This window comes from Terribacillus sp. JSM ZJ617 (assembly GCF_044383785.1).
Taxonomy (GTDB): Bacteria; Bacillota; Bacilli; order Bacillales; family Amphibacillaceae; genus Terribacillus.
The window spans coordinates 357,159-369,943 of record NZ_JBISEQ010000001.1; the positions used below are offsets into that span (position 1 = coordinate 357,159).

Consider the following 12,785-nt stretch of genomic DNA (forward strand, 5'->3'; position numbering starts at 1 on the left):
ATTATGAAAAAGAAACTGTTATACGGACTTTTTGCTATCCTTTTACTGCTGCTTTCCGCCAGCAATATGCCACCAGAAAAAGAGAAGAAGCAAGCAGAAGAAACAGTCAGCCTTACAATTCGTAATCCAAAAGTGGAGGTTGCCTCCGAGTTCGAGGACATGGTTGGCATGTATGAAAAGATGCATCCCCATGTTCATATCCAGGTAGAAACAGTGGGTGGTATTTCGGATGATTTCTCTGATTTGAAAACACAAATGGCAGTAGGGGAAGGTCCGGATATCTTCACCAATGTCGGCTATACTGCTACAAAAGAGTGGATGCGCTACTTGGAGGACTTGAGCGGGGAATCGTGGGTATCGGATGCTCGGGATGGCACACTCGATCCCATTACTGAAGATGGAAAGGTGTATGGCATGCCGATGAATATTGAAGGATTCGGCATTATTTATAATAAGGTGTTATTCGAGAAAGCGGGTATCAACGAGCTTCCTGATACGTATACAGAGCTTGAGAAAGCAGCGTCCCAGCTAAAAAAGGCAGGTGTGACACCTTTTGCCAATGGCTATTACGAGGAATGGAAGCTTGGGCATCATTTAACAAGTTTAGCTTTCTCAGAGCTACCTGATCCCGAAGCGTTTATGTCGGAACTGGCAGAAGGTAAGGCAAGCTTCACGGATAATGACAGCTTTCATAATATGCTGCGTTTTCTGGATCTGACACTTGCTTACGGAAAACCGCATGCGGCAACGACAGATTATTACGCTGAGATGGAAGCTTTCCAAAAAGGAGAGGCAGCCATGATTGTGCAGGGGAATTGGGTTCAGCCGCTACTGGCAAAACAAGCGCCGGATCTGGATGCAGGAATGTTTCCGATACCACTTGATGACGGAGGGGATGCGCAGCTGGTGACTGGTGTACCTAGTTATTGGGTCGTCAATAAGCAATCCGGGGCAGCTGAGAAAAGGGAGGCGAAGCGATTCCTGAAATGGATGGCAGAATCTGAAGAAGGGCATGCATATCAAACAGAACACCTTCGCTTCATTTCTGCATTCCGCACTGTTCAGCCGCCTGAAACCGGCTTGAGCGGAGATGCGTGGAGACAATATGATCAGCAGGAGCGCCGGAACTTTAATTGGTCCTCCTATTCGCCTTTTATGAAGGATGCCTTTGGCCGAATCCTGAAACAATACGTGAATGAAGAGATGTCGAAGCGGGATGCACTGCAGGACCTGGATCATGCATGGCGCCAAAATGCTTCCTCTCACTAGTGTAGAAGTCCCTTATCAGGAGGGACTTTTTGTATGGATATCAAATTTAGACAAAAATAAGATCAAGATAAGCCATCCCGGTTTTTGTTTTACTGTCCTATACTGAGCTCGTAAGTCAGGTTTGCCAAGGCTTGTCTTACACGGGATTAGCAATCATACATAGGAGGAATACGGGATGAAATTTCGGAAACGGGCGTTAAAAGCAAGTGTCGTTTCACTGAGTGCAGCGTTGGTGCTGGGAAGCAGTTTGACAGTGGCTTCGGCGAACAATGAGGGTGGAAATGTGAAGCCGTACAAAGAAACGTATGGTACCTCACAAATCACACGTCAGGACATGAAGGAAATGATCGGGCAGCACGGGGACGAACGGTATACTGTTCCTAGCTTTGATGCTTCTTCTATCAAAAATATCGAGTCGGCTACAAAGATCGATGAAAATGGTAATGAAATCAAAATGGATGTCTGGGATACATGGCCGCTCCAAAACCCGGACGGTACGGTTGCGGATTACAATGGATACCAAATTGTTTTCGGGTTAGCTGGTGATCCGAAAGATGCAAGTGATACATTCATTTACATGTTTTATAAAAAATCAGGCGATGATTCGGCTGATGCATGGAAGAATGCCGGTCGTGTATTTGATGACAATGATAAATTCAATGGTGATAAAATACTTGCTGGTCAGCAGGAGGAATGGTCTGGCTCTGCTGCCTTCATCGATGGCGAGATCCGCTTGTTCTATACAAACCGCGGCGGCTTTGATGAAAGCCAAGGCATCTTTGGTAAACAAACTTTGACAACTGCGCAGGTGAACGTGTCTGAAAAGGATACAAGCAGCTTGCAAGTTGATGGCGTGGAAGACTATAAGTCCATTTATGATGGCGGCAACGGAAAGACATATGAGAATGTGAATAAAGCATTTGAAGACCGTAATTTTGCAAACAACCACACATTGCGTGATCCGCATTACATTGAAGATAAAGGTAAGAAGTACTTAGTATTCGAAGCTAATACTGGTACAGAGTTCGGCTACTCTGGCGAAGAATCTCTTTATAATCGTGCATACTACGGCAATGGTATGAAGTTCTTCCGTGAAGAATTCAATCAGCTGCAAAACAGCGATAAGAAGTCCACAGCGGAACTGGCTAATGGTGCAATCGGTATTGTAGAGATCAATGATGATTACACATTGAAAAAAGAAATGAAGCCGCTCATCGTTTCCAACACGGTTACAGATGAGATCGAGCGTCCAAACATCTTCAAGAAAGATGGCAAGTTCTACTTGTTCACAAGTACGCGTGGTGCCAAAATGACAATCGATGGCATCGACGATGAGGACATCTATATGCTTGGTTATGTATCGAATAGCTTAACTGGCCCATATAAGCCAATGAACAAATCAGGTATCGTCCTGCATCAGGACTTGGATCCTAATGATTTGACTTGGACATATGCACATTATGTGATTCCGCAAAAGAAATCGGATGACTTCGTCGTAACGAGCTACATGACGAACCGCGGTTTCTTCCAGGATCATAAATCTACATTCGCGCCTTCGTTCCTTCTGGATATCGACGGTAAACGCTCTTCCGTTGTGGAAGATGGTATCCTGGAGCAAGGGCAAATCACGTACGAAGAGGAATAAATCAGAATCAGAAAAGGAAATGTCAGCAATATGGCATTTCCTTTTCCTTCATTTCAAATATAAGTGTGGTGACGATATGTTTAATGGATTTTCGAAAAAGAGGTGGACGATGCTTGGCGTGCTGATTTTACTCGTTGCTGCCGTGGTCGCAGCCTTTGTGCTAAGCAACGAGAAAAAAACTCAAAATCAAAGTCCAGGGAAGGCGCAAACTATCTCTTATCGTCCTGTCTTCCATTTCAGCTCACCTGATAAATGGAAGAATGATCCGCAGCAGCCGATTTATTATCAAGGCAAGTACCACTATTATTATCTCTACAATAAAGATTACCCCGAAGGCAACGGCACCGAATGGCGGCACGCGACATCAGAAGATTTAGTCCATTGGGAGGATCATGGAGTCGCGATTCCGAAATATACAACGGAAAACGGTGATCCGTGGACAGGATCTGTCGTCCACGATAAGCACAATACAGCCGGTTTTGGTGAGGATGCGCTAATTGCGATTATGACCCAGCCGACGGGAGAGACTGGGCAGCAGGAACAGTATCTCTGGTACAGCATAGATGGAGGAAATACTTTTAAGCAGGAGAGCGAGGAACCGGTTCTTACCAATCCGGGTACGCAGGATTTCCGTGATCCCAAAGTGATATGGGATGAGGAAAAAAATAGCTGGATCATGCTTTTGGCAGAAGGAGATAAAATTGGATTTTATAAATCTGCTGACTTGAAAGCCTGGACATACACTGGAGATTTTCAAACAGATGGAATTGGCGTACTCGAATGTCCGGATCTATTCCAGCTGCGCACACCGGATGGTAAGGTTAAGTATGTGCTAGGTATGAGTGCGAATGGAGAGGGGAAAGGTGAGCCGAAAACCTATGCCTACTGGACTGGAGAGTTTGACGGGGCAGCTTTTACACCAGATGAAGAAAATCCAAGATGGCTTGATTATGGTTTTGACTGGTACGGCGGGGTAACCTTTGAAGACGGCATATCAGAAGATAAGCAAGAGAAGCGGTATGCGCTCGCATGGATGAATAACTGGTCGTATGCCGATCAAACACCAGCGATGAAATATGATGGGTTCAATGGTACTGACTCCATTGTCAGGGAAATCACATTGCAGCAGGACCAGGATGGTTTTTATCTTGCTTCCCGGCCGATTGCTGCGCTGGATCAGCATTTTCAATCACCGGACACAGTTGAGAATATAAGTCTTCAAAATGAGACGCAAACCTTGGATGTTTCGGCGGAAACATACCAGTTGGATACTGATATTTCGTGGACAGAGAGTCCGAACGTCGGGCTGCAGTTGCGGGGATCAAATGATCACTCCCGTCATCTCGATGTAGGTATCGCAGTCGCTGGAGGCTATTCATATGTGAATAGAAGCTACATTCACAATCCTGATCAAACTGGAGACTATCAGGAAAGCAGGGCGCCATTTAATACAGATAAGAAGCACGTGCATGTCACAATTCTCGTAGATAAAACAAGTGTGGAAATGTTTGTTGATGATGGCCATGTGGTGCACAGTAATACAGTATTCCCTCATCCGCAGGATCAAGCGATAAGTTTGTATGCGGAAGATGGCAGTGCTAAGTTTGATAATATTTCTATAAAGAGGATAGATAAAACACAATAATTTACTTAAGGAAGGCCTTTTACGGGCCTTTTTTATATTGTGTGAAATGGCTTTTGATAGCTGATTTCTGATGTGAGGTTATTTTACATCTTGTGTAAGCAAATATTTTCGAGTTATAATGATTATTGTTTATTAAATATTTGTGATAATGTATGGAAAGCAGTACATACTACAGATGATTTGAAAGAATCGTTACATAAGGGGGATTTACATGGCGTCAAAAGAAAAAGAATTACAACAGCAGCAGTCTTCCAAAGGAAAATGGGGCGTCCTATTAGGGGCAGCATTCCTGATGGGGTCATCAGCAATCGGACCAGGGTTCCTGACTCAAACAGCTGTTTTCACTGATCAATTATTAGCCAGCTTCGGCTTTGTTATTCTTATGAGTATCATTTTGGATGTTGGTGTACAGATGAATATCTGGCGAATTATTGCCGTTTCCAGAATGCGCGGACAGGATATCGCGAATAAAGTATTGCCGGGGTTAGGATACTTCCTTGCTTTTGCAGTGGCATTGGGCGGTCTTGCATTTAATATCGGGAACGTCGGTGGTGCAGGACTTGGTTTGAACGTATTATTCGGAATCGATACAATTATTGGTGCAATCATTACTGGTATTATCGCTATTGGTATATTCCTTTCCAAAGAAGCAGGAGCGGCAATGGATCAGATTGCGCGTATTCTTGGGTTGATCATGATTTTGCTGACATTGTACGTTGCATTCCGCAGTGAACCGCCAGTCGGAGAAGCTGTTTTGCGAACATTTGCTCCAGAACAAATTGATGTGTTTGCAATCATTACACTCGTTGGTGGTACTGTTGGCGGTTATATCACATTTGCAGGCGGTCACCGTCTTTTGGATGCTGGTATTTCCGGTAAAGAAAGTCTGCGTCAAGTAACACAAAGTTCTATTTCAGGTGTTTTGATTGCGTCAATCATGCGTATCTTCCTGTTCCTTGCTGTGCTTGGAGTCGTGGTGACAGGCTTTAAGTTGGATGCAAGTAACCCCGCTGCCTCTGTTTTCCGGGAAGCTGCTGGTACACTTGGATATAAAATGTTCGGTCTGATTTTATGGGCTGCGGGTATTACATCTGTAATTGGCGCGGCTTATACATCCGTTTCATTCCTGAAGACATTGTCCAAATGGGTTGCGAAGAATGAGAAGCTAGTTACAATTTTGTTCATTGTAGTATCAACAATCATCTTCTCCTTCATCGGCGAACCAGTGACATTGTTAGTCATCGCGGGTGCCATTAACGGTCTTATTTTGCCTATCGGGCTTGGTGTTTTGTTAGTAGCGGCTTATAAGAAATCTATCGTCGGAGACTACAAACATCCGCTATGGCTTACGATCTTTGGGGGTATAGTGCTTTTAGCAACTACTTATTTGGCGGTTGTGACATTGATTAACCAAGCGCAGAAATTGTTCTAAATCGAGAAGGAGGTCCCAAAAATGAAGCTTACCTATCATCCGCTAGGAGATACGGGCATTCAGCTCGTTTTCGGACAGACGATCTCAGAGGAAACAAATCAGAAAATCCGGTTGTTCGCGGAGCTGCTTAAGGCGGAACAGATTGAGGGAATTATTGAATGGGTACCGGCTTATACGACTTTATCCATCTTTTATCGTCCCGATAAGGTCCGCTACCAGGCGCTTCTGGGAAAACTGGAGCGTCTATATGAGAATATTCAAGGAGGAGCGGCCGAGGCTGCTTCTCTTGTTTATGAAATTCCTACCTACTATGGCGGGGAGACAGGCCCTGATTTGAATTTCGTTGCGGATCATAACGGTCTGTCAGTAGAAGATGTCATCCGCATCCATTCGAGTCAGGATTATTTGATTTATATGATGGGATTTGTACCAGGCTTTCCGTACCTGGGCGGTATGTCAGAAGAAATTGCGACACCGCGCCGTTCGGATCCTCGACCGAAAATTGCAGCAGGCTCTGTCGGGATCGCTGGATCACAGACGGGCGTTTATCCACTGGAAACTCCGGGAGGCTGGCAGCTCATCGGTCAGACACCAGTGAAATTATATGATCCGGAAAGAGAGCAGCCGATTTTATTGACTTCCGGGTCTTATCTGCGGTTTGTCCCAATTTCGAAAGAAGAGTACGATTCAATTGCGGAAGCAGTTCGTCTTGGGGAATATAAGATTGTCAGTAAGGAAAAGTAAGGAGGGACTGGTATGAAGACGATTGATTTAAACAGTGATTTAGGAGAGAGTTTTGGCGCCTATACAATTGGTAATGACGAGGAAGTGTTGAAATACATATCATCTGCCAATATTGCATGCGGATTCCATGCAGGTGACCATAATGTCATGCTTGAAACGGTTAAGACAGCAGCCGATCTTGGTGTTGGAATTGGTGCTCATCCAGGATTTCCCGACTTAGCCGGTTTTGGCCGTCGGGAAATGAAGCTGTCTCCGAAGGAAATCTATAACCTTGTTGTTTACCAGGTAGGCGCAATTCAAGGAGCAGCCAAGGCCTGCGGTACATATGTTCAGCATGTGAAGCCGCACGGAGCGCTATATAATATGGCGTCGAAAGACTCCGCTATTGCAGAAGCAATTGCGACAGCAGTGCATGCGGTCGATTCGAAGTTAGTACTGTTCGGTTTGGCCGGAAGTGAACTAGTGCGTGCGGGAGAGAAGGCTGGACTGAACGTTGCGCAGGAGGTCTTTGCTGACAGGACGTATCAGGCAGATGGAACACTGACACCCCGTTCTCAAGCAAATGCTATGATTCATGACGTGACAGTTGCGGTTGATCGTGTCATTCGTATGATTCAAGAAGGTAAAGTAACTGCCGTTGATGGAACGGATATTAACATTCAAGCAGATACAATTTGTGTGCATGGAGATGAACCGGAAGCACTGCAATTCGTCCAGCAGCTTCGTGAAAGACTTCAAGCAGAACAAATCACGATTCAGAATTTCGGAGTCGAGCATCATGGGTAGAAAGCTGTTTCAAGTGATCAAGCCCGGACTGCTGACAACTTTTCAGGATCTCGGCCGTACTGGCTACCAGGAATATGGTGTAGTTGTATCAGGTGCGATGGATGATTTCTCGCTGCAAATTGCCAACCTGCTCGTTGGAAATAAACGTGACGAGGCAGGGCTTGAAGTAACAATGATGGGACCGGCACTCAAGGTGCTGGATAATGCTGTCATTGCGATAACTGGCGGAAATCTGTCGCCAAGAGTGAATGGGCAGCCTGCGCCGATGTGGAAGAGTTTTGCCGTGAAAGAGGGCCAGCTAATCGAATTCGGTCAGCCGTTGGAAGGGATTCGCTCTTATATCAGCGTGGCAGGCGGCTTTGACTTGCCAGCTGTAATGGGCAGCAACTCTACGTATCTGAAGGCAAAAATCGGCGGTCTGAACGGACGTGCTCTTGAGAAGGAAGACATTCTGTACGGTACTGAGAATCCTCATGCAGCAACGGGGCGCTCCCTTCATTACGATGAAATACCTAAGTACCAGAAGGAAGTCACTGCGAGAGTCATCCTAGGGCCGCATCAAGATGCTTTCACAGATGAGGCTATCAAAACATTCCTATCATCGAGCTATGAAATCACTCCTCAGTCAGACCGTATGGGGTATCGTCTGAAAGGTCCGGAACTGTCGCACAAAATAACTGCTGACATAATCTCGGAAGCTATCCCGCTTGGCGGTATTCAAGTGCCTGCCAACGGCCAGCCGATCATTCTGATGGCGGACCGGCAGACAACAGGAGGATATACAAGGATAGCGACAGTAATATCCGCGGATATTCCGTTGTTAGCGCAAGCAGCACCGGGAGCGCACGTTCGCTTCAAAGAAGTCGGAATGGATGAAGCACAGGATCTTTATTTCGAAAAACAAAAAATTGTGAGTGTACTTGAGAAGATAATTGTGTAAAAGAAGAAGATGTTCGCGGACATCTTCTTTTTTCTGTGAAAAATAATGCGGGGAAATATAAATAAACGCCAGGATTGATCAATGATAGCAATGCAGAAAATAAACAGAATGTATCAACTAATCTCTTTTTAATCCGATATATAAGTAATAATGTATTTTAAGGAGAAAATAATGACTATTAAAATAGCCAGTTATGGCTCTTGTATCACTAGAGATAATTTTAACTCCAAATTGAATAAAAACTATAAAGAGAGGTATGAATGCGTAGCAACATCTTTGCATGCATCTTTAATAAGCCTTTTTTCCCGGGAATTTTCTTATGACGAGACTAAAATTGATTATATTGATGAAGAAAACGTGCATAATGAGGCTGATAAACGTAAGACCATAGAAGAATTAAGCAAAAGTTTCTTTCATGATTTAAGAGTAAAGCAGCCGGATTATCTGATTATGGACTTCTATACAGATGTCTTTTTAGGGGTGTTCTTCACGCAAGATCGTTTTGTCACAAACAATGGTTATATTAGCAAGACTTCATTCTTTAATGAACTGCCCGAAAAGTTCCATTTGAAGATTGATAGAAGTCCATCTGACTATTTTGGTTTATTGTTGCCTTCAATAGCTAAATTCATGGATTTCTTAAAAAAGGAAGTACCAAATTGCGAAGTGATCATTAATAAAGGGCGATTCAGCAATCGTTTATTAGATTCAGAGGGTAAGGTTTCCTATCTGCCTTCTTTTCAACAATATAATGATATTTGGGATAAGCTTGATAACTATATGATTTCAAAGTATGACTTGAAATTTATAGAGCTGGATCATGAGCAGTATTATATTTCTCCGAAACCAACTATCGGTTGGGATGTATTTCAATTACACTATCATGATAATTATTATCATGATTTCCTAGAACAATTGAATACAGTTACTCAGATTGATAAAAATGCAGAGATTAATTGAGGTTTGCTGTAAGACAAGTATGTAAATCAAGAAGAAAGCGTGCGGCTGATAACAGCTGCACGCTTTCTTCTAGTAATTAATTCCGAATCAAATAATCAAATGCACCCAACGATGCTGTTGCACCAGATCCCATAGAAACAATGATTTGTTTATAAGCAGTATCTGCACAGTCTCCAGCAGCAAACAGTCCTGGGACATTCGTTTGACCGTGCTTGTCGACAATGATTTCTCCCATCGGCGTGCGCTCAACGACGTCAGCCAGGAATTCTGTGTTCGGTACAAGACCGATTTGGACGAAGACACCTTGCAGTGCAATGTGTTTTTCTTCGTTTGTGTCGCGTTCTACGTAAGTGATACCGTTGACGTTGTCGTCGCCAGTGATCTCCGTAGTTTGCGCGTTTGTAATAATAGTTACGTTCGGCAGGCTGTAAGCACGCTTTTGCAATACTTCGTCTGCTTTTAATGTATCGGCGAATTCAAGAACTGTAACATGGTTTACGATACCAGCCAAATCAATGGCTGCTTCAATGCCGGAGTTACCTCCTCCGATGACAGCTACATCCTTTCCTTCGAATAACGGGCCATCACAGTGTGCGCAGTAGGCAACACCTTTGTTCTTGAATTCCTGCTCGCCAGGAACGTTGACATTACGCCAGCGTGCACCTGTGGAGATGATGACGCTCTTACTTTTCAGTGTAGCGCCGTTTTCCAGCTCAAGCTCGAATAGATCGTTTTTCGCGATTTTCGTTGCTTTCTGCAGGTTCATCACATCGATGTTGTATTCTTTCACATGCTCTTCCAGGCTAGCGACTAGCTTCGGACCTTCAGTTTCCTTGACGGTAATGAAGTTCTCGATGCTCATCGTATCCAATACCTGACCGCCGAAGCGTTCTGCTACGATTCCAGTACGAATTCCTTTGCGGGCAGCATAGATAGCCGCGCTGGAGCCAGCTGGACCACCGCCGACAACAAGAACGTCATAAGGTTCTTTGTTATCGAACTCGGATGCATCCGCACCAGATCCCATTTTGGCTAGCATTTCTTCGAGCGTCATCCGGCCGCTTCCGAAGTTCTCCCCGTTCAGGTAAACAGTCGGAACTGCCATGATGTTCTTGCTTTCTACTTCTTCCTTGAATGCCGCACCATCGATCATCGTGCTTGTGATGTTCGGATTCAATACGCTCATCACATTAAGTGCTTGCACAACATCCGGGCAGTTATGACAAGTCAGGCTGATATAAGCCTCAAAGTGGAATTCACCTTTGATGTTCTTAATCTGATTGATCAGTTTCTCATCGACCTTCGGTGCACGACCGCTTACTTGCAGGAGAGCAAGGACAAGTGAAGTGAACTCATGACCAAGCGGGATACCGGCAAAAGCAATGCCGGTATCTTCGCCAACGCGGTTCACGGTGAAGCTCGGGGTGCGGTTTAGTTCTGCTTTTTCTACTGTGATCTTAGACGACATAGCTGCAAGCTCTTCAACTAGAGCAAGCATTTCCTTGGAAACGTCGTCTGCACCAGCGCTTACTTTGTATCTGTTGCGACAGGTACTAGCTGGGGAACGGTTGGCACGGCTGGTGTAGCTATGATGGGTGTCGGTACAGCACTTGGTATTCCAGTAGGATTAACTGGCGGTGCCATCGTGAGCGGGGCATTCTTCGGAGACAAGATGTCACCATTGTCCGATACAACAAATCTGGCACCTGCTGTCACTGGCGGTGAATTGTTCCGCCATATCAAGCATATGCTTTGGACAACTGTACCGTCTTATATTATTACTGCTGGTATTTTCACCTTCATCGGCATGCGTTATCATGGCGGTGGTTCAGGGACGGACGACGTGGATCAGCTTACATCTTATTTAGCAGATAACTTTAATTTAGGCGTCGTTCCTCTAATCCCGATTGTTGTACTGATTGCTTTGCTGATGCTGAAGAAGCCTGCAATTCCTGCAATTTTTGCAGGTGCTGCGGTTGGTGGCATCATTGCGGTTTTCTATCAGGGGTTCAGCTTTGTGGATACTTTATCTACGTTCTATAGCGGTTATGCAATTGACTCTGGTATTCCTGTTGTGGACGAACTGCTGCAACGCGGGGGATTGACGAGTATGCTTGAGCTGATTGCATTGTTCCTCTTTGCGCTCGGAGTAGGAGGCATGCTGGCTGATGCTGGTGTACTTGAAGCATTGATTGCTTCGTTTGCGATGAAAATTAAGCATACAGGAGTACTGACAGTGGTTACCGTCATCGTCAGTTATGTGATGCTGGCAGTTGGCGGTTCAGTCTACTTCTCCACGGTCATGGGCGGGACGCTGATGCGACCTATCTTTGATCGATTGAATTTGGAGCCAGAGAACCTATCCCGTATCCTGGAGGATACAGGTACGCAGGGAGCACCTCTTGTTCCTTGGACCGGCGGCGGTATTTATACTGCTGGGGCTCTTGGTATCGCAACAGTAACGTATCTGCCATTTTGCTTCCTTGCTTTTATCACACCGATATTCACGCTGTTCTACGGAATTACCGGTTTGACAATGAAGGAAAAGAAAAATGCAAAACAAAATAAGGATTCTAAATTAAAAGTGGCAGAAGCATAACAAGCAGTGAGCACTACCTTGACAGGGTAGTGCTCTTTTTAATGGTTGACTGGAGGAGTGTGCATCTTCGGGTTCTTCAAACTGATATGAAGACGCTTTGAGGGTGAAATAGATGCAAAGAAGACCTGATTCAAACCAATGATGTTTTGTTCAGCTAATTGTTTTCTAAGCCATTCTTCATCCAAATGGAAGTGCGTCAAAGTATCGCGGTGTATGTATCCTTCTGAAATGACAGGAAAGGCAATCGCTGATGTGTGCTGCCGGAGTTGAAGGTCTTCCCTGGTTACAGGCAGTTTGCTAGGCTTTTTTAAGACACTTAACGTGCCGTTTGGTTCGACTATTGCTGTCTCTACGTCACGTATATCGAAAACATCTTTCTGGCGCAGCATAAACAATATATTGTCTATGGAATATTGGATTTTCTGCATATTCTCATGAAGTAAAATGCCGTCTTGAATGACGATTGTAGGACCAAGTGTCAGCAGCTTGCCGATTTTACGATTAGATATTTTCCACTTCACGATTGCTTTTTGAAATAAGCCAATGGCGATTATAGCAACGGCTGTAGGCAAATGCTCAATTTCTGGATCGGCAATATCAGCACCAACGAGTGCTCCTAAGATGACGATGATGAGAAAGTCGAAGACCGGCATTTCACCAATTGCTCGTTTACCCATGTATAAGGTAACAACCAGCATTAACGGAATGATGGTAATAATCCGACCGATAACAATTAAATTATCATGGATAAAATCAGTCATAGTA

General features: G+C 44.6%; 10 protein-coding genes and 1 pseudogene. 9 read left to right on the forward strand and 2 right to left on the reverse strand.

The features are described 5' to 3' along the window. The first annotated feature begins 3 nt into the window (after positions 1-3). From ACH6C1_RS01795 to ACH6C1_RS01830, 8 genes are all read left to right on the forward strand, one after another. Positions 4-1,269 (forward strand): ABC transporter substrate-binding protein, encoded by a 1,266-nt coding sequence (locus ACH6C1_RS01795; RefSeq protein ID WP_374074091.1) that lies wholly within the window; start codon positions 4-6, stop codon positions 1,267-1,269. Positions 1,270-1,444: 175 nt separating this feature from the next. After that, positions 1,445-2,914 carry a glycoside hydrolase family 68 protein gene (locus ACH6C1_RS01800; protein ID WP_374074093.1) on the forward strand — a complete coding sequence of 490 codons (1,470 nt, stop codon included), beginning with the start codon at positions 1,445-1,447 and terminating at the stop codon, positions 2,912-2,914. 76 nt (positions 2,915-2,990) lie between these two features. Then, a complete protein-coding gene (locus tag ACH6C1_RS01805) occupies positions 2,991-4,559 on the forward strand; it encodes a glycoside hydrolase family 32 protein (protein ID WP_374074095.1) in 1,569 nt (522 codons plus the stop codon). 211 nt (positions 4,560-4,770) lie between these two features. After that, positions 4,771-5,991 (forward strand): NRAMP family divalent metal transporter, encoded by a 1,221-nt coding sequence (locus tag ACH6C1_RS01810; RefSeq protein ID WP_374074097.1) that lies wholly within the window; start codon positions 4,771-4,773, stop codon positions 5,989-5,991. Between the two features lie 21 nt (positions 5,992-6,012). After that, positions 6,013-6,735 (forward strand): 5-oxoprolinase subunit PxpB, encoded by a 723-nt coding sequence (gene pxpB, locus ACH6C1_RS01815; RefSeq protein ID WP_374074099.1) that lies wholly within the window; start codon positions 6,013-6,015, stop codon positions 6,733-6,735. Positions 6,736-6,747: 12 nt separating this feature from the next. Further along, the gene (locus ACH6C1_RS01820; protein ID WP_374074102.1) at positions 6,748-7,521 is read left to right on the forward strand and encodes a LamB/YcsF family protein; all 774 of its coding nucleotides are present in this window, start codon (positions 6,748-6,750) and stop codon (positions 7,519-7,521) included. Further along, a complete protein-coding gene (locus tag ACH6C1_RS01825) occupies positions 7,514-8,461 on the forward strand; it encodes a 5-oxoprolinase subunit C family protein (protein ID WP_374074104.1) in 948 nt (315 codons plus the stop codon). The genes ACH6C1_RS01820 and ACH6C1_RS01825 overlap by 8 nt, the downstream gene beginning before the upstream one ends. A 171-nt stretch (positions 8,462-8,632) precedes the next feature. Then, positions 8,633-9,421: a DUF6270 domain-containing protein gene (locus tag ACH6C1_RS01830; protein ID WP_374074106.1), complete on the forward strand. Its 789-nt coding sequence runs from the start codon at positions 8,633-8,635 to the stop codon at positions 9,419-9,421. Positions 9,422-9,497: 76 nt separating this feature from the next. On the opposite strand, the pseudogene ahpF reads toward ACH6C1_RS01830, so the two are convergent. Next, positions 9,498-10,955 (reverse strand): annotated as a pseudogene (gene ahpF, locus ACH6C1_RS01835) (alkyl hydroperoxide reductase subunit F); the annotation flags it as partial. Between the two features lie 54 nt (positions 10,956-11,009). Between ahpF and ACH6C1_RS01840 the strand changes: the two are divergent. Further along, positions 11,010-12,020 carry a Na+/H+ antiporter NhaC family protein gene (locus ACH6C1_RS01840; protein ID WP_374074108.1) on the forward strand — a complete coding sequence of 337 codons (1,011 nt, stop codon included), beginning with the start codon at positions 11,010-11,012 and terminating at the stop codon, positions 12,018-12,020. A 38-nt stretch (positions 12,021-12,058) separates the two neighbouring features. On the opposite strand, the gene ACH6C1_RS01845 is transcribed toward ACH6C1_RS01840, so the two are convergent. After that, the gene (locus tag ACH6C1_RS01845; RefSeq protein ID WP_374074110.1) at positions 12,059-12,781 is read right to left on the reverse strand and encodes a DUF421 domain-containing protein; all 723 of its coding nucleotides are present in this window, start codon (positions 12,779-12,781) and stop codon (positions 12,059-12,061) included. Between the last annotated feature and the right edge of the window lie 4 nt (positions 12,782-12,785).